Source organism: Pseudomonas sp. GW821-FHT02A08 (assembly GCF_059422045.1).
The window spans coordinates 1-25764 of record NZ_JBWKWD010000026.1 but is presented as its reverse complement, the minus strand read 5'-3'; the positions used below and the strand labels follow the sequence as shown (position 1 = coordinate 25764).

20 protein-coding genes are annotated in these 25764 nt (G+C 59.2%); 10 read left to right on the top strand and 10 right to left on the bottom strand.

Going from position 1 to position 25764, the window contains the following annotated elements:
- The first annotated feature begins 63 nt into the window (after positions 1-63).
- Positions 64-978 carry a LysR family transcriptional regulator gene (locus AC07W4_RS18425; protein WP_008053644.1) on the top strand — a complete coding sequence of 305 codons (915 nt, stop codon included), beginning with the start codon at positions 64-66 and terminating at the stop codon, positions 976-978.
- A 138-nt stretch (positions 979-1116) separates the two neighbouring features.
- On the opposite strand, the gene AC07W4_RS18420 is transcribed toward AC07W4_RS18425, so the two are convergent.
- Both AC07W4_RS18420 and AC07W4_RS18415 read right to left on the bottom strand, forming a co-directional pair.
- On the bottom strand, positions 1117-2403 hold the full coding sequence (locus AC07W4_RS18420; RefSeq protein ID WP_495033440.1) for a type II toxin-antitoxin system HipA family toxin: 1287 nt from the start codon (positions 2401-2403) through the stop codon (positions 1117-1119).
- Positions 2396-2713, bottom strand: coding sequence for a helix-turn-helix domain-containing protein (locus AC07W4_RS18415; RefSeq protein ID WP_008053646.1), 318 nt, complete (start codon positions 2711-2713; stop codon positions 2396-2398). Before AC07W4_RS18415 ends, AC07W4_RS18420 begins: the two co-directional genes overlap by 8 nt.
- Before the next feature lie 500 nt (positions 2714-3213).
- Here AC07W4_RS18415 and mexE point away from each other — a divergent pair, with 500 nt between their 5' ends.
- The 3 genes from mexE to AC07W4_RS18400 are packed head-to-tail and all read left to right on the top strand — an operon-like array spanning position 3214 to position 9080.
- Positions 3214-4467, top strand: a complete 1254-nt coding sequence (mexE, locus tag AC07W4_RS18410; protein WP_495033439.1) for a multidrug efflux RND transporter periplasmic adaptor subunit MexE — start codon at positions 3214-3216, stop codon at positions 4465-4467.
- A gap of 12 nt (positions 4468-4479) precedes the next feature.
- Positions 4480-7659, top strand: a complete 3180-nt coding sequence (locus AC07W4_RS18405; protein ID WP_495033438.1) for an efflux RND transporter permease subunit — start codon at positions 4480-4482, stop codon at positions 7657-7659.
- Positions 7659-9080, top strand: coding sequence for an efflux transporter outer membrane subunit (locus tag AC07W4_RS18400; protein ID WP_495033437.1), 1422 nt, complete (start codon positions 7659-7661; stop codon positions 9078-9080). The genes AC07W4_RS18405 and AC07W4_RS18400 overlap by 1 nt, the downstream gene beginning before the upstream one ends.
- A gap of 211 nt (positions 9081-9291) precedes the next feature.
- Here the strand turns inward: AC07W4_RS18400 and AC07W4_RS18395 are convergent, their stop codons facing one another.
- The 3 genes from AC07W4_RS18395 to AC07W4_RS18385 are packed head-to-tail and all read right to left on the bottom strand — an operon-like array spanning position 9292 to position 12587.
- Positions 9292-10257 (bottom strand): HlyD family secretion protein, encoded by a 966-nt coding sequence (locus AC07W4_RS18395; RefSeq protein ID WP_008053651.1) that lies wholly within the window; start codon positions 10255-10257, stop codon positions 9292-9294.
- A gap of 4 nt (positions 10258-10261) precedes the next feature.
- Positions 10262-10462, bottom strand: coding sequence for a DUF1656 domain-containing protein (locus tag AC07W4_RS18390; protein WP_032829912.1), 201 nt, complete (start codon positions 10460-10462; stop codon positions 10262-10264).
- A complete protein-coding gene (locus tag AC07W4_RS18385) occupies positions 10452-12587 on the bottom strand; it encodes an FUSC family protein (protein WP_495033436.1) in 2136 nt (711 codons plus the stop codon). Before AC07W4_RS18385 ends, AC07W4_RS18390 begins: the two co-directional genes overlap by 11 nt.
- Before the next feature lie 214 nt (positions 12588-12801).
- On the opposite strand from AC07W4_RS18385, the gene AC07W4_RS18380 reads away from it, so the two are divergent.
- A complete protein-coding gene (locus AC07W4_RS18380; protein ID WP_495033435.1) occupies positions 12802-13857 on the top strand; it encodes a tetratricopeptide repeat protein in 1056 nt (351 codons plus the stop codon).
- A gap of 152 nt (positions 13858-14009) precedes the next feature.
- Here the strand turns inward: AC07W4_RS18380 and AC07W4_RS18375 are convergent, their stop codons facing one another.
- The 5 genes from AC07W4_RS18375 to AC07W4_RS18355 form a co-directional block, all read right to left on the bottom strand.
- Positions 14010-14387 (bottom strand): response regulator, encoded by a 378-nt coding sequence (locus AC07W4_RS18375; protein ID WP_495033434.1) that lies wholly within the window; start codon positions 14385-14387, stop codon positions 14010-14012.
- Between the two features lie 78 nt (positions 14388-14465).
- On the bottom strand, positions 14466-15647 hold the full coding sequence (locus AC07W4_RS18370) for a hybrid sensor histidine kinase/response regulator (RefSeq protein ID WP_495033433.1): 1182 nt from the start codon (positions 15645-15647) through the stop codon (positions 14466-14468).
- Positions 15641-16234: a chemotaxis protein CheB gene (locus AC07W4_RS18365; protein WP_495033432.1), complete on the bottom strand. Its 594-nt coding sequence runs from the start codon at positions 16232-16234 to the stop codon at positions 15641-15643. Before AC07W4_RS18365 ends, AC07W4_RS18370 begins: the two co-directional genes overlap by 7 nt.
- Positions 16231-17046 carry a CheR family methyltransferase gene (locus AC07W4_RS18360; RefSeq protein ID WP_008053665.1) on the bottom strand — a complete coding sequence of 272 codons (816 nt, stop codon included), beginning with the start codon at positions 17044-17046 and terminating at the stop codon, positions 16231-16233. The genes AC07W4_RS18365 and AC07W4_RS18360 overlap by 4 nt, the downstream gene beginning before the upstream one ends.
- A 17-nt stretch (positions 17047-17063) precedes the next feature.
- Positions 17064-20552, bottom strand: a complete 3489-nt coding sequence (locus AC07W4_RS18355) for a response regulator (RefSeq protein WP_495033431.1) — start codon at positions 20550-20552, stop codon at positions 17064-17066.
- Positions 20553-20797: 245 nt separating this feature from the next.
- Here AC07W4_RS18355 and AC07W4_RS18350 point away from each other — a divergent pair, with 245 nt between their 5' ends.
- From AC07W4_RS18350 to AC07W4_RS18330, 5 genes are all read left to right on the top strand, one after another.
- Positions 20798-21160 (top strand): response regulator, encoded by a 363-nt coding sequence (locus tag AC07W4_RS18350; RefSeq protein ID WP_008053668.1) that lies wholly within the window; start codon positions 20798-20800, stop codon positions 21158-21160.
- A 74-nt stretch (positions 21161-21234) separates the two neighbouring features.
- Positions 21235-22539 (top strand): glycosyltransferase, encoded by a 1305-nt coding sequence (locus AC07W4_RS18345; RefSeq protein ID WP_495033430.1) that lies wholly within the window; start codon positions 21235-21237, stop codon positions 22537-22539.
- Between the two features lie 203 nt (positions 22540-22742).
- A complete protein-coding gene (locus AC07W4_RS18340) occupies positions 22743-23618 on the top strand; it encodes a phosphatidylinositol-specific phospholipase C domain-containing protein (protein WP_495033429.1) in 876 nt (291 codons plus the stop codon).
- Positions 23619-23796: 178 nt separating this feature from the next.
- Complete coding sequence (locus AC07W4_RS18335; protein WP_495033428.1) at positions 23797-24675, top strand: phosphatidylinositol-specific phospholipase C domain-containing protein; 879 nt, start codon at positions 23797-23799, stop codon at positions 24673-24675.
- A gap of 108 nt (positions 24676-24783) precedes the next feature.
- Positions 24784-25689, top strand: a complete 906-nt coding sequence (locus AC07W4_RS18330; RefSeq protein ID WP_495033427.1) for a helix-turn-helix domain-containing protein — start codon at positions 24784-24786, stop codon at positions 25687-25689.
- The last annotated feature ends 75 nt before the right edge of the window (positions 25690-25764 follow it).

The window sequence follows — 25764 nt, the reverse complement described above, 5'->3', positions numbered from 1 at the left end:
CTGCTGGCCATTGTTCTCATATGGCCGCCCACGTCAAGTTTGCTGACTCTGCCAGGACTCCAGATGAATCGTAATGACCTGCGTCGTGTCGACCTGAACCTGTTGATCGTTTTCGAAACATTGATGCACGAACGCAGCGTGACCCGTGCTGCGGAAAAACTGTTCCTCGGCCAGCCAGCCATCAGTGCGGCGCTCTCGCGCCTGCGCGGTTTGTTCGACGACCCCTTGTTTGTGCGTACAGGCCGCAGCATGGAGCCGTCCGCCAGGGCGGTCGAGATCTTCGCCCTGCTCTCGCCGGCACTGGATTCGATTTCCACCGCCGTCAGCCGTGCGGCCGAGTTCGATCCTGCCACAAGTACCGCCGTGTTCCGCATCGGCCTTTCGGACGACGTCGAGTTCGCCTTGCTGCCCATGCTTCTCAAGCGCCTGCGTGCCGAATCGCCGGGGATTGTGCTGGTGGTGCGTCGGGTCAACTACATCCTGATGCCGGGGTTGCTGGCATCCGGCGAGATATCCATCGGTGTCAGCTACACCACCGACCTGCCGGCCAACGCCAAGCGCAAGGTACTGCGCCGCAGCCAGCCGAAGCTGTTGCGTGCCGACACCGTGCCGGGGCCGTTAAGCCTGGATGATTACTGTGCTCGCCCCCATGCACTGGTGTCGTTCGCCGGCGACCTCAGCGGCTTTATTGACGAAGAACTGGAAAAACTCGGACGCAAGCGGCATGTAGTGCTCGCCGTGCCGCAGTTCAATGGTTTGAGCACCTTGCTGGCCGGCACTGACATCGTCGCAACCGTGCCGGACTACACGGCCGATGCGCTGACGGCCGCAGGCGGTGTGCGCGCGGAAGATCCGCCGTTGCCGGTGCGCAGCTTTGAGTTGCACATGGCGTGGCGCGGGTCGCAGGATAATGACCCGGGGGAGCGCTGGTTGAGGTCGCGGATACAGATGTTTTTTGGCGACCCTGAGAGTCTCTAGCGCCGTCGAGCAGGCTGTTTATCTGATCATTCCTGCCTTTTGATAGACCGAACACCAACATCTTCGACAGCACAGGACCCTACATGCTCGAAGCACACGGCAGCATCGATTATGAGAGTCGCCCGCTCCTCACGATCTTCAACGGCGACCGCTGCCCACATGACCGCGGTGTAACCGAGCTACGTTCTGATCGATGCGGCCTTGGATCGTGCGCAAGGTGTCTCGAGTAATAACCTGTGGGCATAGGTCCTCGGCGATGCTTGCAAACCGGCTCGCCACATCACAAATGCCGTCAATCATTGTGCCTGCAACGTCCGGGGGCACCTCGGCTTCCTCGGCAAGCCGAAGCATTTGCGTGCGGGAAATCGACAGGGCTTCCCCCATCACATCCATCTGGTGATATCCACCTGGCCCCTCGCAGAAGGTCACGTCGTAAGCCGGCGACAGTCTCCACTGACCGTCTTGCGACATGATGTAGGCAAAGTTCTTGGGATGATCGTCTCTGTTGTTGAACGCAACATTGAAGACGGCACGTTCGAAGGCCACCGCCATCTCTCGCACGTCGTTGGTACACATCTGTGTTGCCCGCAAGAAGTTGACGTAGTCCAACACCCCCGGAGACCGGTAATTTGCCCCCGTAAAGGCCGCGAGGCTTTGCATGGGTACGCGCAGTCCATCCCGACGGTCAAATCGCTTACTGGCAAACGCAGCCAAGCCATCAGGCAGACTGAAGTACTGCGTGTCAGGGGTCTCGATACCGCACATGCGCAGGCATTCGGCGTAGACCATTTCGATAGCGCACACCTCGGCATGTTCTTCTTTGGCCGGGAACTTAATCAACCATGCTTCAAAGCCCGCCGTGACGGCAGTGGTAAACCGGCCAGTTTCGGGATCGCGATAGACGAGGGCCTTAGGCCTTGCACCTTGAGGCGAGCCGCCCACCAGCAGCAACGTATGCAGGAACTCGCCACCGTCTCCATGGAGTACTTCCTTTACTTCGGCGGCAAGCTGCTCCAGCGGGATGTGGACTTCAGACTCCTGCCCTTCGGGTGCCACTGGCTCAAACGTCATGGCCCCCATTGCATTGCTACCGATGTAGGCCAGCCGTTCCAGTGAGCCGATGCGCGCCGTGGTGAGCCCGCGGCGCCTGAACATACGGTCCATCAGCAACATGCCCCACCCATCCGGCAAGGAGTCGTAAACAGGCCCTGGCAAGTACAGTTGGTGGTCTGGGAAATCTCGGCGCAACTGAGTCCCCTCCAACGGCAGCGTGTAGGAGGACAGCTCCAAGCCCCTTTGCCTGGATTCATTGCTGTACTCGAACACGATCAGCGGGCGACCGGTCAGGGCAGTCGTGGAGACCAGCGTGCCCCATTGCCATCGCTCACCCCATCCCTCGTAGAAGACGTTCACCTGCTCAAGCATTGCCGGACTTCCTCTTTGTACGGAGACGATTGGCGCTGTTTTCGTAGCGCCGAATATCTTCGATGCTGTCCAGCTTTGGCAGGAACAGGCCTTCCAGTTCCTTGGTTCGGCCAAGAGCCATCGCCACCCGAACGACGTTCTCGAATCCGACATTGCGCCCGGCTTCAAGATTGGACACTGTGTTTGTGCCGATGCCGGCACGCCCGGCCAGGTCGGCTTGTGTCATGTCCAGCGCCAAGCGCTCTGTGCGCAAGCGATCGCAGAGGCGCTTGACGACTTCGCTCGGCTTGCTGAAGCTTAAATCCAACATAGTGTGTACCTAGCCCATTCTGTGCCAGTTAGCCCCCAAAATTATAGAATTAACGCATAGCCCTATCAAGCTACTTAATTCCCTACATCTGTGTCTTATCGCTTAATTGCTGGCTTTAGCCACAATCTACTGGATTTATCTACCATAAAGCTGTTCTTCGGGGATCCGGATAGCCTGGCCTGATCCTGATTGTGTAGAAGGCTGCTGGCCTCTTCGCGGGCAAGCCCGCTCCCACAGGGATTTGGGAACGACGAAGATTCCTGCGGGAGCGAGCTTGCTCGCGATGGCCGCGACACGGTTCCAAGTCTGACTATTGCATCCAATGCAACATACAATTGTCATCAATCCAGTTGATGACGACCGAACGCAAGGCGCAGGCTAGAGGGCTGTCTGGGGTCTTATATCATTCCGGATGATAGTTACCTTCGCCCCATTCGATTCGTGAGATACAAACCCGCCGCGCATCATTCGCCAATCTCAACACATTGGCGGATGCATCCATGGAACAGTCACTCAAACATTTGCGCTTCCCGTTGGCTTTGTTGGCCGTCGTGGTGATCAGCGCGTGCGGCAAGGCCCCGGAAACCGCCGCCAGCATGCCAGCGGCCAAGGTCAGCGTGGCCAAGGTGCTGGAACAACCGGTCAACGAATGGGACGAATTCACCGGTCGCCTCGAAGCGCCGGAAACCGTCGAGATTCGTCCACGGGTCTCCGGCCAGATCGATGAAGTGGCCTTCACTGAAGGCGCCCTGGTCAAGAAAGGTGACCTGCTGTTCCAGATCGACCCGCGTCCGTTCCAGGCAGAGGTCCGCCGCCTCGAAGCCCTGGTTGCACAATCACGCGCTAACGCCACCCGTAGCGAAAACGAAGCCCAGCGCGGTGAGCGCCTGCGTACCAGCAACGCCATTTCCGCAGAGCTCGCCGATTCGCGTACCAGCGCTGCACAGGAAGCCCGCGCCGCCGTCGGTGCTCTTCAGGCACAGCTGGACCTGGCCAAGCTGAACCTGAGCTTCACCCGCGTGACGGCTCCAATCGCCGGCCGCGTCAGCCGTGCTGAAATCACCGCCGGCAACCTCGTCACCGCCGATACCACCCCGCTGACCAGCGTGGTCTCCACCGACAAGGTGTACGCCTACTTCGACGCGGACGAGCGCGTGTTTCTCAAGTACACCGAGCTCGCTCGCCAGGGCAAGCGCGGCGCCACCACCCCGGTCTACATGGGCCTGTCCAACGAGGAGGGCAACCCGCACCAGGGCGTGATGAACTTTGTCGACAACCAGGTCAACCCGAAGACCGGCACCATCCGTGGTCGCGCCGTGTTCGACAACAGCGATGGCAGCTACACCCCCGGTCTCTATGCACGCCTGAAACTGGTGGGTAGCGGCACCTACAGCGCCATGCTGATCAACGATGAAGCCGTCGGTACCGACCTGGGCAAGAAGTTCGTGCTGGTGATGGATGCCGACAACAAGACCGCCTACCGCGCGGTGGAGCTGGGGCCGAAGATCGAAGGCCTGCGCATCGTGCGCAACGGCCTGAACAAGGACGACACCATCATCGTCAAGGGCCTGCAACGGGTACGTCCTGGCTCACCGGTCACCCCTGAAGTGATTCCGATGGCCAGTGAACAGACCCTCGCGGCACTCGCACAACAACGCCAAGCGCTGGAAGCCAGCAACCTGCCCCAAGTCGCGCCTGCCAAGGTTGCGCCAGGTACGGCTGTGAAACTGGCTGCCACGACCCCACGCGGTTAAGGGATTTTTACGATGAATTTTTCCCAATTCTTCATTTCGCGGCCGATCTTCGCAGCGGTTCTTTCGCTGCTGATCCTGATCGCCGGTGCGATCTCGCTGTTCCAGCTGCCGATCAGCGAATACCCGGAAGTGGTGCCGCCGACCGTGGTGGTCCGCGCCAACTTCCCGGGCGCCAACCCCAAGGTCATCGGCGAAACCGTGGCCGCGCCCCTGGAGCAAGCCATCACCGGCGTCGAGAACATGTTGTACATGTCCTCGCAATCCACCGCCGACGGCAAGATCACCCTGACCATCACCTTTGCCCTGGGTACTGACCTGGACAACGCCCAGGTGCAGGTGCAGAACCGTGTGACCCGCACCGAGCCGAAGCTTCCCGAGGAAGTGACACGCATCGGTATCACCGTGGACAAGGCGTCGCCCGATCTGACGATGGTGGTGCACCTGACCTCGCCGGACAAACGCTACGACATGCTCTATCTGTCCAACTACGCGATCCTGAATATCAAGGATGAGTTGGCGCGGCTGGGCGGTGTCGGTGACGTTCAACTGTTCGGTATGGGCGACTACTCGCTGCGTGTCTGGCTCGATCCGAACAAGACCGCTTCGCGCAACCTGACCGCCACCGATGTGGTCACCGCGATTCGTGAACAGAACCGCCAGGTGGCGGCCGGTGCCCTGGGTGCGCCCCCGGCCCCGAATGCCCAGAGCTTCCAGTTGTCGGTCAATACTCAGGGGCGCCTGGTCAATGAGGAAGAGTTCGAGAACATCATCATTCGCTCTGGCGACAACGGTGAAATCACCCGCCTCAAGGACATCGCCCGAGTGGAGCTGGGCTCCAGCCAGTACGCCCTGCGTTCCCTGTTGAACAACCAGCCGGCAGTGGCGATCCCGATCTTCCAGCGTCCGGGTTCCAACGCCATCGAAATCTCCAACGAAGTTCGGGAGAAAATGGCCGAGCTGAAGAAGACCTTCCCCGAAGGCATGGACTTCAGCATCGTCTATGACCCGACGATCTTCGTGCGCGGCTCCATCGAGGCGGTGGTTCACACCCTCTTCGAAGCGTTGATCCTCGTGGTGCTGGTGGTGATCCTGTTCCTGCAGACCTGGCGCGCCTCGATCATTCCATTGGTCGCTGTGCCGGTATCGCTGATCGGTACCTTCGCCGTGATGCATCTGTTCGGTTTCTCGCTCAACGCCTTGTCGCTGTTCGGCCTGGTACTGGCGATCGGTATCGTGGTGGACGACGCCATCGTCGTGGTGGAGAACGTCGAGCGGAACATCGAACTCGGATTGACCCCGGTCGAAGCCACCAAACGCGCCATGCGTGAAGTGACCGGTCCCATCATTGCCACGGCGCTGGTGCTGTGTGCGGTGTTTGTTCCGGCGGCGTTCATTTCCGGTCTGACTGGCCAGTTCTACAAGCAGTTCGCCCTGACCATCGCGATTTCCACGGTGATCTCGGCCTTCAACTCCCTGACCCTGTCGCCGGCCCTGGCCGCCGTATTGCTCAAGGGCCATGACGCACCGAAAGACCGGTTCTCCAGGGTGCTGGACAAGATTTTCGGTGGCTGGTTGTTCCGTCCGTTCAACCGCTTCTTTGAAAAGGCCAGCCATGGTTACGTCGGCACCGTTGCCCGCGTGATCCGCTCAAGCGGTATCGCCCTGCTGCTGTACGCAGGTTTGATGGTCCTGACCTTCTTCGGTTTCTCCAGCACCCCGACCGGTTTCGTGCCCGGCCAGGACAAGCAATACCTGGTGGCCTTCGCGCAACTGCCGGACGCCTCTAGCCTTGACCGCACCGAAGACGTGATCAAGCGCATGTCCGACCTGGCGCTGAAACAGCCCGGCGTGGAAAGTGCCGTGGCCTTCCCGGGCCTGTCGATCAACGGCTTCACCAACAGCCCGAACGCCGGCATCGTGTTCGTGACCCTGAAACCGTTCGACCAACGTAAAGACCCGAGCATGTCCGCCGGTGCGATTGCCGGTGCCTTGAACGGCCAGTACGCGAACATTCAGGAAGCCTACATGGCGATCTTCCCGCCACCGCCGGTACAAGGCCTGGGCACCATCGGTGGTTTCCGCCTGCAAATCGAAGACCGGGGCAACCTGGGCTACGAAGAGCTGTACAAGGAAACCATGAACATCATCGCCAAGAGCCACAGCGTGCCGGAACTGGCCGGCCTGTTCACCAGTTATACGGTGAACGTGCCACAGGTCGATGCCGCCATCGACCGGGAAAAAGCCAAGACCCACGGCGTGGCCGTCAGCGACATCTTCGACACCCTGCAGATCTACCTGGGCTCGCTGTATGCCAACGACTTCAACCGCTTTGGCCGCACCTATCAGGTCAACGTTCAGGCCGAACAGCAGTTCCGCCTCGAATCCGATCAGATCGGCCAGTTGAAGGTGCGTAACAACAAAGGCGAGATGATCCCGCTGGCGACCTTCATCAAGGTCAGCGACACCTCGGGCCCGGACCGCGTGATGCACTACAACGGCTTCATCACCGCTGAAATCAACGGTGCGGCAGCCCCCGGCTACAGCTCCGGCCAGGCCGAAAAAGCCATCGAGAAACTGCTCAAGGAAGAACTGCCCAACGGCATGACCTACGAATGGACCGACCTGACCTACCAGCAGATTCTGTCCGGCAACACCGCGCTGTTCGTGTTCCCGCTCTGCGTACTGCTGGCGTTCCTGGTGTTGGCGGCCCAGTACGAAAGCTGGAGCCTGCCGCTGGCGGTGATCCTGATCGTACCGATGACCCTGCTGTCGGCCATCACCGGTGTGATCGCTTCCGGTGGCGACAACAACATCTTTACCCAGATCGGTCTGATCGTATTGGTGGGGCTTGCCTGTAAGAACGCGATCCTGATCGTCGAGTTCGCCAAGGACAAACAGCTGGAAGGCCTCAACCCGCTGGCGGCGGTCCTGGAAGCCTGCCGCCTGCGTCTGCGGCCGATCCTGATGACCTCCTTCGCGTTCATCATGGGTGTTGTGCCTCTGGTGTTCTCCAGCGGTGCCGGTGCCGAGATGCGTCATGCGATGGGTGTGGCGGTGTTCTCCGGGATGCTCGGAGTGACCTTCTTCGGTCTGTTGCTGACGCCGGTGTTCTACGTACTGATCCGTAACTTCGTCGAGCGCGGCCAGGCACGCAAAGCTGCCAAGGCCACCCTGAAGCTGGAGTCGCATTGATGAGTTTGAAAGCCTTCCTGCCGAGCCTGCTGGTGCTTGCCCTGAGTGCCTGTGCCGTAGGTCCGGACTACAAGACGCCAACGACGGAGGCGGCCAACATCACGGCCGTCACCGATGGCGCCGCCGGCCAAAAGAATTTTGACCGTTCGCGTTTCGAAGGCATCTGGTGGCAGCAGTTCGATGACCCGACCCTCAACCAGCTGGTGACGAAATCCCTGCAAGGCAACCGTGATCTGCGCGTCGCCTTCGCCCGCTGGAAAGCCGCGCGGGCGATCCGCGATGACGTCAGCAACGACGCCATGCCAACCATCACCAGCCGCGTCAGCAGTGACCTGGGCAAAGGCCAGATTCCGGGCCAGACCACCGACCGGGTCAACAGCGAGCGCTATGACCTGGGCCTGGACATGGCCTGGGAAATCGACTTGTTCGGTCGCATCCAGCGCAATCTGGAGTCGGCCAACGCCGAGCAACAGGCGTTCGAGGCAGACCTGTACCAACTGCAAGTCACCATGATTGCCGAACTGGTGGATTCCTACGGCCAACTGCGCGGCGCGCAACTGCGGGAGAAAATCGCCCTGGCCAACCTGGAGAACCAGCAGGAGTCGCGCAAGATCACCATCAGCCTGCGTGATGCCGGTGTTGGCGATCAGCTCGATGTAGAGCGCGCCGATGCGCGACTGGCGTCGGTCGAAGCCAGCGTTCCGCAATTGCAGGCCGAACAGATCCGGCAGAAAAACCGCATCGCCACCCTGCTGGGTGAACGCCCGGACAAGCTGACCGTGGACCTGAGCCCGAAAGACCTGCCGGCGATTGCCAAGGCCCTGCCGATCGGTGATCCGGGTGAACTGCTGCAACGCCGTCCAGACATTCGCAGTGCCGAACGCCAACTGGCCTCGGCCACCGCGCGGATCGGTGTGGCGAAAGCGGATCTGTTCCCACGGGTCAGCCTCAGCGGCTTCCTCGGCTGGACGGCCGGGCGCGGTTCGCAGATCGGTTCCTCGGCGGCCAACGCCTGGGCACTGGGCCCGAGCATCACCTGGGCGGCGTTCGACCTGGGCAGTGTAAAGGCCCGTTTGCGCGGCGCCGACGCGGATGCCGAAGGCGCCCTGGCGACTTACGAGCAGCAAGTGTTGCTGGCCCTGGAAGAATCGGAAAACGCCTTCAGCGACTACGGCAAACGCCAACAACGCCTGATCTCGCTGATTCGCCAGAGCGAGTCCAGCCGCTCGGCCGCCGACCTGGCGGAAATCCGCTACCGCGAAGGCACGGCCGATTTCCTCGTGTTGCTCGACGCCCAGCGTGAACGCCTGGCCGCCGAAGACACCCAGGCCCAGGCTGAGGTCGACCTGTATCGCGGCATCGTCGCGATCTACAAGGCCCTCGGTGGCGGCTGGCAGCCGGAGACGGTCGCCAGCAAGTAATACGGTTCTGAAGCGCTCCTTTGGTTGGCCGCAACCAACCAGTTCCTTAGCCCCGCGTCTCATTCGGTCGCGGGGCTTTTTTTGCCTTGACACAATACTGAAACCACCACAGTTCCCTGTGGGAGCGGGCTTGCTCGCGAAGGCGGTGCGTCAGTAAACATATGTATTGCCTGACACACCGCCTTCGCGAGCAAGCCCGCTCCCACAAGGGTTAGCGGTGATCTTCAGTCCGATGGTTTTCCTGGACGGTCACAGTGGCCGTGGTCCCGGCCCTCAGGTTGTTTTTACCGGCATAGTCGGCATCGATCTCGATCCGCACCGGCACCCGTTGCGCCAGTTTGACCCAGGTGTAACTGGGGTTGATGCTGGCCAGCAGGCGGCCGCCCGGCAGGTTTTCCCGGTCGGCAATGGCGAAGGCAATGCTCTGCACTTTGCCGCCGAACGTTTCGCCGCTCATCAACTCGATCCTGACCCGGTCGCCCTCCCCGATCCGCGGCAACTTGGTTTCTTCGAAGTAACCGCTGACATAGAACGATTCGCTGTCCACCAGCGCCAGCAAGGGACCGCCGGCCGAGGCGTAGTCGCCCTCCCGGGTCAGCAGATTGGTGACATAGCCGGTCACCGGGGAGACGACATGGGTACGCTGCAAGTCGAGCTCGGACTGGGTCAAGGCCGCAATAGCCAGTTGCACGTTGGCCTGGGCCAACACCAGATTTGCCTGGTTACGCAGCAAGTCGGCCTGGGCCACCGACACATCGGTGTTGGCCTTTTCCCACTCTTCACCGGAAATCGCCGAGCGATCCTTGAGCGTGCGCCGCCGTTGCTCCTCGCTCTGACGTTGTTTGAGCAATGCTTCGCTGGCGATGATGGCCGCCTGGGCCTGCCCCAGCGAGGCCTTCGCCACCTCCACCGCACGCCTGGCATGCTCCACTGCCAGGGTGTAGCGCGCCGGATCGATCTCCAGCAGCGCCTGTCCTTTGTTCACATGCTGGTTGTCCTGCACGGCCAGGCTGACGATGCGCCCCGAAACGTCGGCGGACAAGGTCACCACATCGGCACGCACCCGGGCATCCCGGGTCCAGGGCGCGCGGGTGTAATGCTCCCAGGCGAACCAGCCCAGGATGAAGGCCAGCAGTACCACCGCTACCGTCGAGAGTCGGGAAAGGATGTTCTTCATGGCATCAGGCTCCCATGACCAGAATCAACGTGGCGCAGACGCAGGCGTACAGCGCGCCTTCGAACAACGCCTCGTGCCAGACAAACTGCAGCACGCCGAGGCGCCGCAACGTCCAGTCCAGCAGCAGGAAAATCGGCAAGCCCAGCAGCAGCGCCTGGGCAATCGGGGGCAGATAGGCGCCACCCACTTCCAGATCAATGGGCAAGGACGGGGTCTCCTTCATCGCCTGAGGGTTGAAAGTAGCCGCGATAGCGTTCGACGAACGACACAACGATCAACAGCGCCACACGCATGCGGAACACCGACCACAAGTGCTCATGGACATCGGTATGCAGAGCATCCAGATCGTCACCCAGGGTGTGCAGGCTATCAAGCACCTGCGCCACTTCGACCCCGGGCCGGCCGGCGACCAGCCTTCCCGTTTCCCGGACCGTCGAAAACAGGCGACTTTGCAGGTCAGGGCTCAGCAGTGCGTTGTTCTGCCCCTGCTGCCTGAGCTGATTCAAGGCAATGCCCAGTGCCATACAGGCCAGGCTGACTTGAAACAGCTCCCGCGATTGTGGCTCCCGGGTCGCCGGCAGAAGCCCCAGCATCATGGTCAGGCGATCAACCATGCGGCTCTCGAAGGCAAACTGCTGTTCATCGGTCGCCGAGGTTTTCAGCAAGGCGTACACCTGCTCGCCATTCTCTTTGTGGAGCCGGCGCATGCGCAAATCCGGCCTGAACGGAAAGATCAGCGCGTAGACACTCAAGGCCAGCACGGTCGCGCAGGTGTAGGCCCCGGCAAATTCGAACCACTGGATGGCGGTGTTTTGCCCAATCCCCACGTTCAACGGGCCGAGCAACAGAAAAGTCGTGAGCCCCAGGCCCATGCCGGTACCTGTGGTGAGTGGGCTGGCCAGCCCCACCGCGGCAGCGTAGAGCAAGGGTGCCAGCAACAAGGCAAGCATCTCGAAATTGCTGATCATCGGGACAAACATGAACTCAAGGAGCGCCGAGACCACCAATGCCAGCCCGAATCCCCTCGCATAGCTTTGAACGGCCAGCAGCGGCCGTGGAAACGTCGACATCAACGAGCAAAGGACTCCCACCAGCACCATTGCGCCTCGCGCACCGTCCCAGCCGGTTTCGATCCAGATCAGGCCGGCAATCAACAGCGCGGAAAAGGCCCGGACGGCATTCATGGTCGCCAGGGTGAAGTCCAGGTGCAACGGATTTTCCCGCCCGCGAAACACGCTGCTGGCGGGTCGCCCACTCTGGATTGCATCGCTCAATTCCAGAATCTGCTCCAGTTGCTGCAGCAGACGCGCTTGCTCCCAGCGCAGCGACCAGGCCAGGGAACGCAAGGTGGCCGGTAGCGGCTCGGTCAATTGTTCGGCTCTGTACGCCAACTCATCAAAGCGTTGTTGCAGCGACGTGAAATGATGGCGCTGGTCACTGGACAGCGAACGCCCCTTCTGCGCCAGTTCATCGAGAAAGGCCAGCTCTTCGGCGCGTAACCGCTGAATCTCTTCAGGCAACTCACCCTCCCAGCGCTCGGTCAACAACAGCCGCTGATGGCGCAGAGCTGTCAGCCGTGCGGTCAACAACACCAGTTGGTTGCCTAATAGTTGCACCAGGCCATTGGCACTGCGTAGCCGAGGCGCATCGAAGTACATGTGCCGGCGCACGCCCTCCAGGCCACTGATCTGACCCAACAGTTGCATTTGCCGCTGCTGGAAATCCGCTTCGCTCTCTTCGGTACGGATGACGGCGCCGGCATGGGTGGCCAGCAACCGGGTGATTTGATCGATCCTGGCGAAGTAATCCCGGGCCACGGCTTCCGGCCTGGCGGTGAGCAGGCTGACCACGCACACGCAGGCGACGGCCAGCAAGGTTTCGGTGAGGCGCGTCACCGCCAGCAAAAAGGTGCCATCCTGATTGGGAATCGCCAGCAACGCGATGACCACGGCGGTGTAGCCACTGAGCACGAATGCCCCGGAACTGGTGTAGCGCAACAGCGTGCCACCAGCGGTGCACAGCGCCAGCCACAGGGCCAGGGTGGTGATGAAAGGCAGCGGTGCCTGGGGGAAAATCGCCATGATTGCCACCGCTACGACCGCCCCCATGGTGGTGCCGATGACTTGACCAAAACTGCGGGCCAGCACCATGCCGCCCAGGGGCTGGCTGATGATGACCACGGCCATGATCGACCATTTGGGCTGGTCCAGATCGAACAGGAACGCCAGGTACAGGGTCAACAGCCCGGCCGCGATGGTTCTCAAGGCAAACAGCAACACCCCGGGCCCGGGGTTGAGCATGGCCTTGAAGTACTGCAACAACCCTTGCATGGGAACACTCGTCGAGACACCTCCAGCAAGCGTAGTCACTGCCGCAGTGCCTCGACAGGTTTTGCTGTCGACGCAGCTTGCCGGTCCATTGATTGTCGGCTGAAAGGCTGTTCAACGGTTTGAATCGCGCGAGAACGTCGTCAAGGTTTGACTCAAGGCCGTGGCTGACCGAAGCTGGCGCTTTTGCAATAGCTTGCCAGCTTCCGGATTCTGCATGCCCAAGTCCCGCCGCATTCTGTTTATCAGTCTCTTCGCCCTGCTCGTCATCGGCCTTGCATGGTTTTCCCTGCGCGATACCACCCCAGTGGTTCCCGAAGCCATCCAGCATGGCTACAGCGAAGCGCTGGCGGCTGCCCGGGCCGGTCAACCGGGTGCCGCGCGGGTGCTCTATCAGCAATTGGCCCGTCCGGACCTGTCCCCCAAACGTCGTATCTGGTTGCATGCCGAGCTGCCCAACTATCCAAGCTCGGTGGCCCTGAAGCTGGCGGATGCCGACTTGCAGAACGAGTCGCCCGACGTGCGTATCGCGGCGATCAGGAGCATCAGTGGCCTGGTACCGAACGGCCAGCGCAGTCTGCTGCTGGGACCATTGCTCGATGACAGCGAACAAAGCGTGCGGCTGGCGGCGATCAACGCGCTGTTGGGGTTGTCCCCGGATGAACTGGGTTTGTATTTCGGACCTCTGGAACAAGCCATCGATGCCTGGGAGCAAGTGCTCAAGAGCGAGCCGCAAAGCGCCGAGAACCAATACCAACTGGCCCGGCTGCACTTGCACAATGCCGAACTCAACGAGGCGCAACAGGCGCTGGACAACACCCTGCGCCTGGCGCCGGACAATCTGCCGGCGCTGGTGCTGCAAATCGAGGTGCTGGATAAACAGGGCCAGAACGACGCCGCCCGGCAACTGTTGGCCAGGCAACTGCAAGCACAGCCCAACTCGGCCTATCTGCAACACGCTCTGGGGCTGTGGCTGCTGCATCACGAGCAAAGCGAATTCGCCCTGCTCGGCCTGTCCAAGGCCGTTGAACTGGAGCCCAACAACCGGGATTACCGCTACGACCTGGCCACCACACTGCACGGTGAGCAGGAGCTCGAAGCGGCACAGAAACAGTTACAGGAAGTCGTTCAGCGCCATCCGAACGATCGCAAGGCCCGGGTGCTGCTGATCAATTACTGGAAGGAAAGCGGGCAGTTGCAGAACGTGCAGATCCTGTTGGCCCAACTCGAACAGATGAACCCCGATGATCCGGCGTTGCAACAAGGGCTATGACCCCTGACTGAAATTTCGTTGAACCGTCGTCCTGGCCAAGGGGCAAATGTCCAGGTAGCCCGTTGCGGCGGTGCGCGCTGGGATGATCACCAAGCCGCGTACCTTCGACCTGTTGACGGCGAAGGTCAGGGAGATGATCGGCGCCTGAATGCCTACGAAAGCATGTCCTGCATCAATTCCTGCAACTTATCCAGATCGAAGGGTTTGTCCAGGATCGGCGCCTTGCGCGTGATCGGGCTGTCGGTCTCACGGATTTCCTGGGCATAGCCGCTGATGAAAATCACCTTGAGTTCCGGTCGCAGCTTCACGGCGGGCTCGGCGATCTGCACGCCGGAGATTCCTCCGGGCAGGCGGAAGTCAGTGATCATCATGTCCAGGTGCGGTTTGCTCGCCAGGATCTCGAAAGCCTGCTCGCCGTTTTCGGCCCGCAATACGCGGTAACCCTCGCCCGACAGATAAGTGTACAGCACCATCAGAATCGAGGGATCGTCCTCGACGACGAGTACTACATCTTGTGCATCTTCGCTCATGGGGAAGCCTTTGTTCGGTCAATTGCTGCTGATACGACCGTGGGGTCGATCAGAGGTTGCGTTTACCTGGCTGTTTTCCTACAGCGGCAGACAAACGCGAAACAAGGCGCCTTCGCCAATCCTGCTCTGGACGGTAATAGTACCGCCATGGGCGGCCACAATCTGTTCTGAAATAAACAACCCCAGGCCCAGCCCGGCAACGGCGTGCCTGGCCGATACCCGCTCGAACTGCTGGAAGATCCGCTTCTGGTTTGCCTCGCTGATACCGATCCCTTGATCCTGCACGTCCACCAGCGCCTGGCCACCTTCAATGTAGACCTTCACCGAAATCGGACTCTTGGCCCCGTAGCGCAAGGCGTTGGTCAACAGGTTGGAAATGACCTGTTCAATACGAAACTCGTCCCAGTTTCCGATCACCGGTTGCGCGGTATCGAGCGAGACCGACGCTTCGGCGGCATCGATCTGTTGGGAAAAGTTGTGCAACAAGTCGCGAACCAGCGTCGAAAGGTCTACGCGTTTCGGCCGGATCGACAACTTGCCGGTGCGAATGCGCGAGACATCGAGCATGTCTTCGATCAAACGAATGAGGTTTTTGATCTGCCGCTCGTCGCGGTCGACCATCGCATGCATCTTGTCCAGGGTGAAGGCGGCGGCGTTGTCCCGGGCCAGGTGCATCTTGCGCAGCTGGGTTTCAAGGATCAGGCCGTTGAGCGGCGTGCGCACTTCGTGGGCGACGATGGACATGAAGTCATCGCGCATGCGCACCGCCTGCTCCAGTTCCAGCTGGGTATTTTGCAGTTGCTTGAGCAGGGTCTCCTGTTCGCGGCGACTTTGTTCAAGGGCAAGCACTTGTTCCTTCATCGCCTTGCTCTGGCGATACAGGTCGACGAACACACTGACCTTGCTCTTGACCGCCTGGATGTCCAGCGGCTTGTGCAGGAAGTCCACGGCACCGCTTTCATAGCCCTTGAACGCGTAGTTCAGTTCATGCCCGGCGGCGCTGACGAAAACGATCGGGATATTCCTGGTCTTTTCCGTGCCACGCATCAGCTCGGCCAGCTCGAAGCCGTTCATGCCGGGCATCTGCACATCAAGGATGGCCAAGGCGAATTCGTGTTGCAACAGCAGGGACAAGGCTTCGTCGGCGGACAGCGCATTGTAGACGATACAGTCTTCACGCTTGATCAGCGCCTCGAGCGCCAGCAGGTTCTCCGGCAGATCGTCCACGATCAGCAGTTTGGCCTTGATATTACTCAGCATGCGATTCGTTCCAGCTCGACAAGCAAACGGCCGATGCCGCGTACGGGAAGTATGTGGTCCGGCTGGTGCATATCCAGCGCGGCCTGGGGCATGGTGGCGACCTGAGCCTCTTGCGGGTCTTGCACAACGGTCATGCCGCCGCGCTGCTTGACCAGGGTCAGGCCGCGCGCGCCATCGCAGTTGGCGCCGGTGAGCAATACCGCAGCCAGATTGGCGCCGTACGCATCGGCGGCCGATTCGAACAGGTAATCGATGGCAGGTCGCGAATGATGCACGCGAGGCTCCAGGCTCAGGGAAAAGCTGCGGTCCTGCTCCACCGACAGGTGATAACCGGGGGCGGCGAAATACAGCGTTCCGGCCTCGACCGGGGTCTTGTCGCATGCCTCCTGCACCGGCAGGGCAACCCGGCGGGAAAACACGTCCGCCAGTTGGCTACGGCGCTCGTCCGGCATGTGCAGCACGACAATGATCGGCAGTGCAAAGCCTTCGCGCAGCGGGGCGAGAATGTTCAACAGCGCCTCGACGCCACCGGCGGAAGCACCGATCACGATCGCTTCGATCGCCGGTAAGCTCGCTGCACTGTTCATGATTTTCGATAAATCCGTTCTTGTTTGACCAACGGCTCGAACTGATTGCCGAAGGCTGAGAAATCCGGGGTTTCCTTACTGCCCAGCACCAAAAAACCGCGATGGCAGAGGGACTCATGAAACAGTCCGAATGCTCGATCCTGAAGTGTTTTATTGAAATAAATCAATACGTTACGACATGAAATTAATTGAGTTTCCGAGAATACGCTGTCCGTCGCCAGGCTGTGATCGGCGAAGGTCACGTTCTCGCGCAGTGTCTTGTCGAAAATCGCGTACCCATAGGCCGCCGTATAGTAGTCGGCAAACGAACGCTGGCCACCGGCCTGCTGATAATTGACAGTGTAGGCGCGGACGTTTTCCATCGAGAAAATCCCTTGCTTGGCCTTTTCCAGCGAGCGCGGATTGATGTCGGTCGCGTAGATGATAGTACGGTCCAGCAGGCCCTCTTCGCGTAACAGAATGGCCATCGAGTACACCTCTTCACCGGTACTGCATCCGGCGATCCACACCTTGATCGAGGGGTAGGTTCGCAGCAGCGGCACCACTTCCTTGCGGATAGCCAGGAAGTGCGAGGGGTCGCGAAACATCTCGCTGACCGGAATGGTCAGCAATTGCAGCAATTGCATGAACGCAGCGGGATCGTGCAGGACTTTTTCCTGCAACGCCGAGATGGTATTGCACTCGAACTGGCTCAACGCATGGTTGACCCGGCGCTTGATCGAAGCGCCGGAGTAATCGCGAAAATCGTAGCTGTACTTGAGATAGATCGCCTCGATCAACAATCGCAACTCGATTTCGCTGTTTCGCTCCATTGAAAAATTGCGCTCCACTAGATCCGTTCCATCTTCGGCAACCACACCCGAATCAGCGAAAACAGGCGATCCAGGTCAATGGGCTTGGCCAGGTAATCGTTGGCGCCGGCCTGCAGGCAGCGCTCCTGATCGTCCTTCATGGCCTTGGCCGTCACCGCGATGATCGGCAGCTTGCGCCAGCGCGGGTCCTTGCGGATTTCAACGGTGGCTTCAAAGCCATCCATTTCCGGCATCATCACGTCCATCAACACCAGATCGATATCTTGCACCTCATTGAGTCGTTCAATCGCTTCGCGGCCGTTGCGGCCAATGACCACGACTGCGCCCTTTTGCTCCAGGGCGCTGGTGAGGGCGAAAATGTTGCGCACATCGTCATCCACCAGCAGCACCTTGCGGCCCTCGAAGACCTTGTCGCGGCTGCGGGCGACCTTGAGCATCTTCTGCCGCTCATCGGACAACCGTGATTCGATTTTGTGCAGAAAAAGCGTCACCTCATCCAGCAACCGCTCTGGCGAGCGTGCGCCCTTGATGATGATCGAACGCGAATACTTGCGCAGTTCGGCCTCTTCATTGCGGGTCAGGTTGCGCCCGGTATAGACGATGACCGGCGGAAAAGAGCAGATGTCTTCGGTGGACATGCGCTTGAGCAGGTCATTGCCGAGCATGTCCGGCAGCTTGAGGTCGATGATCATGCAATCGAAGACCGACGTGCGCAGCAGGTCCAGCGCCTCCTGCGCCAGGCCAACGGCGGTGATCTCGATGTCATCGTCGCCGATCAGACGGGCAATGCTGTCGCGCTGCAAGTCGTCGTCCTCAACCAGCAGCACACGCTTGACCTTCTGGGTCAGCTTGGCCTCGATACGTGCAAACACGTCCTTGAGTTCCTCGCGGGAGGTCGGTTTGACCGCATAGCCGATGGCACCCATGTGCATCGCCGCCTCGGCCCGGTCCTCGACTGAAATGACATGCACCGGGATGTGCCGGGTCTCGGCGTGCTCCTTCAGGCGTTGCAGCACGGTCAGGCCGGAATGATCCGGCAGGCGCATGTCCAGCAGGATCGCATCGGGGATGAACGCCTTGGCCAGCTCGTAGCCTTCGTCGGCTCCGTGGGCCACCAGGCACTGATAACCCAGTTCATGGGCCAGGTCGTAGAGGATGTGGGCAAAATTCGCCTCATCCTCCACCACCAGAATGCAGCGGGTGGTGAACGGCCCCTTGTTGCGATCATCGTCGAAACGCGCAATGTCGACTTCGGCCACCAGTGGCGACAACGTGGGCGGCGATACCCTCGGCGCCGCGACGGGAGTGGCACGCATCGGCTCGACAGGCACATCGCCCGGGTCCATGTATTGCTGTGGCAAGACCAGGGTAAATACACTGCCCTGCCCCGGCGTGCTGCTCACGCTGATGGAGCCGCCGAGCAAGGCCGCCAGGTCACGGGAGATCGACAATCCCAGCCCGGTGCCTCCGTAACGCCGGTTGGTGGTTCCATCGGCCTGACGGAACGCTTCGAAGATGCTTTCGTGCTGCTCGACCTCGATGCCGATCCCGGAATCGCGGATGCTGAACGCGATGCCGTCGTTCGGCACCGTGGCGACGGACAGGCTGACGCTGCCGCTTTCCGTGAACTTCACGGCATTGGACAGCAGGTTCTTGAGCACTTGCTCCAGGCGCTGGCGGTCGGTGAACAGCATCAGCGGCGCACCGTCGTGCATATCCACCTGGAAATCCAGTTGCTTGTCCGTGGCCAATGGCTGGAACAGGCCGCGCAAGCCGTCCACCAGCCGCGCCACGCTGGTGTTCTCCGGACGGATCTCCAATTTGCCGGCCTCGACTTTGGAAATATCCAGAATGTCGTTGATCAGGTTGAGCAAGTCATTGCCAGCGGAGTAGATCGACTCGGCGAATTTGACTTGCTCGGCAGTGAGGTTTTCTTCCTGGTTTTGCGCCAGCAACTTGGCCAGGATCAACGAGCTGTTGAGCGGCGTGCGTAGTTCATGGGACATGTTGGCGAGGAATTCCGACTTGTACTTGCTCGAGCGCTGCAATTCTATCGCGCGTTCTTCGAGCTGGACCTGGGCCTGATTGAGTTCGGTATTCTTCAGATCCATGGCGTCGCGTTGCTCGGCCAGTACTTCTGCCTGCTCGGCGAGCTGTTCGTTGGTCTGCTCCAGTTCCACCTGCTGGGTTTCCAGGTGCGCCTGGGACTCCTTGAGAATCCGCGACTGCTCCTCGAGCTCTTCGTTGGCGGTCTTGAGCTCTTCCTGCTGGACTTGCAATTCTTCATTGAGCTGCTGGGTTTCGGCCAACACCTCCTGCAAACGCTGGCGATAGCGTGCCGCCTCGATCGAGGTGCCGATGTTGCCGGCTATCAAGTCGAGTAATTCAACATCACGGTCCGTCAGTGGACGCAGAAAGCCCAATTCGATCACGCCGTTGACCCGCTCGTCGTCGCTGGTTGGTACCACCAGCACACTGCGGGGCAACCCGTCACCAAGGCCAGAGCTGACCTTGAAGTAGTCTCCCGGCACCTCGTCCAGGCGAATCAGCCGTGCCTGCTGCGCCACCTGGCCGACAATGCCTTCGTCGCTGCAGATCTGCTGTTCACGCTCCTCCTGTTCGCGAGAGAACCCGTAGGTTGCAATGCGTTTGAGGCCGCCGTGGTCTTCGCGCACATAAATAGCCGCCACGGCGCTGCCCAGGTACTGCGCGCAGAATTGCAGGATGTTGCGGCCCAGCATGCTCAGGCTCAATTGCCCCAGCACCTGCTCGGCCAGTTCGGTCTGGCCGTTGCGCAGCCAGGCCTGTTGCTCCAGACGATGGGCGCTGGCCTGTTGGGCGGCAAGGTTGACGCCGTAGTTCTGCGACAGGGTCATCAAGTCGCGGCGCCCGACATATGCCAGCAACCCGCTGACCCCGGCGATGAACAACAGGTAGAGGCTGATGCTCATGATTGTGGTACGGCGCACTTCATCATTGCGCGATGCGCGTAACTGTTGCTCGGCGTCGATCACCGCCTCGAACTGCTTGCGAATTTCATCGGTCAGGCGTTTGCCGCGTCCGGCCTTGACCACGGCGCGATAATCGCCGCCGCTGCGCTGCAAATCGATCAACGATTGCGCGTAGTGGGTCCACTCCTGTTGCAAGGCCTGTAACCGTAGCAAGCGATCAGTCTGCGCCGGGTTGTCGGCGGTCAGTTCGAGCAAGGAGTTGAGCTCCACGGCGATGCGCGGCTTGGCGGTTTCGTAGGGATCGAGGAAGTGTTCGTCGCCACTGAGCAGGAAACCGCGCATCCCGGTTTCCAGATCCACGGTCAGCTTGACCGCTTCATTGGCGTTATTGATCACTCGGTCGGTGTGCTCCACCCACTGGATCGTCGACAGTAAATAGGTGATCAGCGACACGAAGAACACGGCGCTGATGAGACCCAGACCCAAGGGCAGGCTGATGTTGCGGCTCAGCAGTTTACGAAATCGTTGCTCATCAACCGAGGACGCTGAGGTCATGGGGCAGGCCTTGTCGAACTGTCAGAATGCAAGGAGTTTGCCCCAAAACTGGTACATTGATCCAATTATCTGACATGTTTGCGCGCAAGGTCCTAAATGCGCTGCGCCCGCGTTATCCTTGCCTGGCCTGCACCGACAATCCTTTCTCCATCACGCAGGGAACTTGTCGGGATCCGCCACTTACTCATACAAGAGCCCGGTGATTTCCAGCGCCCGGCAATGCCAATCTTTTCAGGAATTCGACCATGTCATCCGCCAACGCCTCCACCATCCTCGTCGTCGAAGACGATGCCATCGTGCGCATGCTGATCGTTGACGTACTCGAAGAACTGGAATTCAAGGTGCTGCAAGCCAATGGCAGCGAACAGGCGCTGGAGACGCTTAAGGACGCGAGCCAACACATTGACCTGATGATGACTGATGTCGGCCTGCCGGTCATGGACGGCCGCGAACTGGCCATCCTCGCCCGTACGTTACGCCCCAACCTGCCCATCCTGTTTGCCAGCGGCTATGCCGAAAGCATCGAAGTCCCTGTCGACATGCACGTGATCGGCAAACCCTTCTCCATTGATCAGTTGCGCGACAATGTCAAAGCCATTCTCGGGTGACCCTGCGCTGCGCTATGGTTTAATGCGCATCTTTTTCGTCCCTGCCCTGTCTTCGCTTCAAGGAATTCCCGTACATGATTTTGCCCCGCGCAACCAAAGTCCTGGTCATTGGTTACGTCTGGCCCGAGCCTCGCTCTTCCGCGGCCAGCGGGCATGTCATGCAGATTCTCGACACTTTCCTGGAACAAGGCTGGGACATCACGTTCAGCAGCCCGGCAGGCTTCGGCGAGCAACGGGCAGACCTGACGGCGCTGGGTATTGACGAAGTCCCCATCGAGCTGAACAACAGCAGTTTCGACGCATTCATCAGTGAACTGGCGCCGGACATCGTGTTGTTCGATCAATTCATGATGGAGGAACAGTTCGGTTGGCGGGTCGAGAAGTATTGTCCCGATGCCTTGCGCGTGCTCGAAAGCTGCGATCTGCAAAGCCTAAGGCAGGGCCGGCATCAACGACTCAAGGAGCGCCTGAAAGCCAGTGACGACAACAATGACTTCAGCGACCTGTTCGCCCCGGCGTCGCGTGAAGAGTTCGAGCACATGGCCAATACCGATCTGGCGAAGCGCGAGATCGCCTCGTTTTATCGTTGTGATTTGACGCTGATGGTTTCCGAAGTGGAAATCGAGTTACTGGTCGAGCAATTCAGGTTTCCGCGTAACCTGCTGCACTGGTGTCCGTTGATGGTCGATCTTCCGGCCGGCGCGCCAGTAGAGTACGAAGATCGCGCGCATTTTCTGCACATCGGCAACTTTCGCCATGCGCCCAACTGGGATGCGGTGCTCTGGTTGAAAACCGCGATCTGGCCGCTGATTCGCGCGCAATTGCCTGATGCGCAGTTGCATATCTATGGCGCGTACACCCCGCCCAAGGCCACTGCCCTGCACAACGCGGCACAGGGCTTTCATGTGCTGAACTGGGCAGAAGATGCCTTGCAGGTGATGTCGAAGACGCGGGTGTGCCTGGCACCGCTGCGTTTCGGTGCCGGCATCAAAGGCAAGATCGTCGATGCGATGCTCTGTGGAACACCCAATGTCACCACGCCAGTGGGCGCGGAAGCCATGCACGATCAAGAGCCCTGGCCCGGTGCCATAACCCGTACGGCGCGCGAGTTCGCCGACAGCGCCGTGCGGCTTTATCAGGACAAGGCGCAGTGGCTTGTCGCCCAGACCCAGGCCCGTCACCTATTGACCAGCCGCTACCCGCAGTCCACCCATGGCCCTGCGTTGATCGAAAGGCTGATCGAATGCCAGAGGTATCTGCCACAGATCAGGCGCGATAACTTTACCGGCAGCATGTTGCGCCATCATCAACACAAAAGTACCCAGTACATGGCGCAATGGATCGAGGAAAAAAATCGCAATCAAGCACAAACCTTGTAGCGCTCGTCCATATCCCCATCTAAACGCCGACAGGATACTCACTGAATTCTGTCGGCGTTTTGCATTTCAGGGTGGCTAACATATTCAAGGCACCGCGACGCTGTAGATAAGTAACACCCCTACCTTTGTCACTCCGGATAGTTTCGGGATGCCTTGAACTTGAAGCCTTCGGGTTGCCAGTGCATTCAGACAAAGGAACAACCATGACAGTCAAAAAAACGGAATTTATCTACAAACAGAACTGGATGAGCAACATCCTCGACGTAGACAGATTAAAACTCACCGATATTGTCTGGCCCTGCACCCATAACGCCGGTATGGACAAAAAAGCACCTGATTTTGATGATGTGACCGGTAACTGGACTACTTGCCAGAGCGATTCATTTGCCTGGCAACTGGCCAATGGCGCACGGGCCTTCGATATTCGCCTCGAATACGCGGAAGATCCGAAACCGGTTTTTTACTTTCAGCACAGCGGCCATCGCTCTGGTCGGGTACTGGACGAATTGATCGAGGCAGTGCTGTCGTTTCTTGATCACAACCCGGATGAATTCCTCGTACTGGACTTTCATGAACTCAGGGATGGCGGCAAGCCTTTCGATTATAAGAAGCTCAACGACCAACTGGTGCGGCGACTCGGGATGCGGGTCGTCCTTCCCGCCAACAGGTATGCCACCGTGGGCGAACTCAAGCGTTCCAGTACAAGTCGGCGAATTGTCATGGCAGCGCAGTTCAGGCCTGGTCTGGACGATAACTATTTCTGGCCGCGCATCCCCCACAAATGGCGCGACAGTACATTCACCAGTTCCGGCATTCTGCGGACCTATATTGCGAAAACCCTGGAAGATGCGCCTTACGACACATTTTTGTGGTCATTGTCGGCAACTGCGTACACGCTATTTGGCGGGCCAAGGAATATCAAAGAAGAGATCAACGACTGGTTCAATACCACCGGAGACTGGGTGACGCGTTGCAGCATCATCAATACCGACTTTTTCGACACATCTGAAATTGTCCGTTACTGCTGGAGTGCCAGCAGCATGAAGGCCGTTTACGGCCCTTCACTGCACGGGACATGATCGAGTCGAGAAAATAGCAAAGTGCGCAGGACCGGCACTCGCTGGCCTGCCGCTACCCAACATCCCGTATGAAGTTGATGATTGACCGCGCGCGCCCCACGACAAAATAATTAATCGCCTTCAACCAACACTACTTTGGCGCAACTTGTTATTCATCAATCAATGCAAGGACGCATTAATGAACAATACGACCCGAGACGATTACGCACTCAATAACTGGATGAGCGCTACACCGGAAATCGATAACCTCTCGCTTGGTGAACTTACACTGCCCGGCACGCACAATGCAGGGTGCGACTTGCAAGCGAGCTATCCACTGATCCCCGGCGCACACTGGCTGGCCTGCCAGCACGATTCGTTCGCAACTCAACTCAACAACGGTTCACGCGTACTCGATTTACGACTGGACTTTGACGGCCCGGCCATAGAGTTTGAAAAATTCCGATTCCAGCACAATGGCTATCGCTCATCTCGTAACGTGTTAGATTTATTTGCTGCTGTGAATCTGTTTTTGCGCGATAACCCTGACGAGTTTGTGATTCTGGATTTTCATCAACTCAAGGGCGGGCAACAATTGTTCGACTACGCACTCTTCAACGAGATGATGCTCCGTTATCTTGGCGAGAGAATAATCCCTACCGGCAATAGAGGCCTGCCACTTGGCGTGCTTAAGAAAATCAGCGGCGAGCAGCGAGTTCTGGTAACGGCCCAACAACATCCGGATTTAAATCCCGACTGGTTCTGCAAGAAAATCGAACACAAATGGAGCGGGATTGGCGACACGAGTGTCAAGGAACTGGAGCAGCACATCACGAACGTGTTGAGGACGCCACCTCCCCGTACCAGCTTGTGGTCACTGTCCGCCACAAGCTACTCAAAGGTTGGAGGCCCCGTCGATATCCATGATGAACTGGATAACTGGTTTGATCCCGCCTCCCACAACCGAAGCGAAAGGTGCAACATTATCAATGTCGATTTCATGGAGGAGTCGCAACTGGTTGCCTACTGCCGAAGCGCGAGCTTGATAAATGCCAGAAAAGCCAGAAAAGCCAGATAGTCCCGAAAGCCGAAAAAGCTCCTGTCAGGTTTCGCGACATCGACAACTGGCATTAGCCCCCCCACAAGAGGCATGATCAGGACGCGATAACAAGAAAAGTGTATCGACATGCCCCGTATTGCCAGAGTCACCGATCCTTCCTATGAGTTGATGGACGACCACAATGGCTTGTCCATCATTTACCGCCAGCATGGTTTTCCCTGCCCGCTGGTGCGTTGGCATTTCCACAAGGAATACGAATTGCACCTGATCGTCGCCAGTTCCGGCAAGGTGTTCATTGGCGATTACATCGGCAACTTCTATCCGCAATCCCTGTTCCTGACGGGCCCCAACCTGCCCCACAACTGGATCAGCCAGGTGGCCCAGGACGAAGTGGTGCCCAAGCGCGACATGCTGGTCAACTTCACCGACGAGTTGTTCGACAGCGCCTATCAAGTGTTCGCCGAGCTCAAGACCCTGGCACCCTTGCTGGAACGCGCGCAGTACGGCATCGAGTTTCGCAGCAAGCACACCATTGCCCAAGCCATGCAGTTGATGCAGCGCATTGCCGATACCAGCGGCATTACCCGGCTCGGGCACTTCTTTATCCTGCTCGAATTGCTCGCCGCCACCGACGACTACCAATTGCTCTCTGGTGCCACGACCCCGCAACTGGCCGACGAGCACAACATCGATCGCACCAACCGCGCGGTGGATTACATCTTCGCCCATTACGCCCGGGACTTGACGCTGGAGGAAGTCGCCAAACACCTGGGCATGAAACCGACTTATTTCAGCCGGGTTTTCAAACAGGCCACCGGGCGCAATTTCATCGAGTTCGTCAATCGCCTGCGCATCAGCAAGTCCTGCGAGTTGCTCGCCGATGGCGACAAACCGGTGACCGATGTCTGCTTCGAATCGGGCTTCAACAATATTTCCAACTTCAACCGGCGCTTCCAGCAACTCAAGGGCATGACGCCTTCGCATTACCGGCGGCTGGTGGTACAGCGACTCACCGAGCAAAACCTCGGCTAGATGCGATCAAATGTGGGAGCGGGCTTGCTCGCGAAAGCGGTGTGTCAGGCGATATTTCTCAACCTGACACACCGC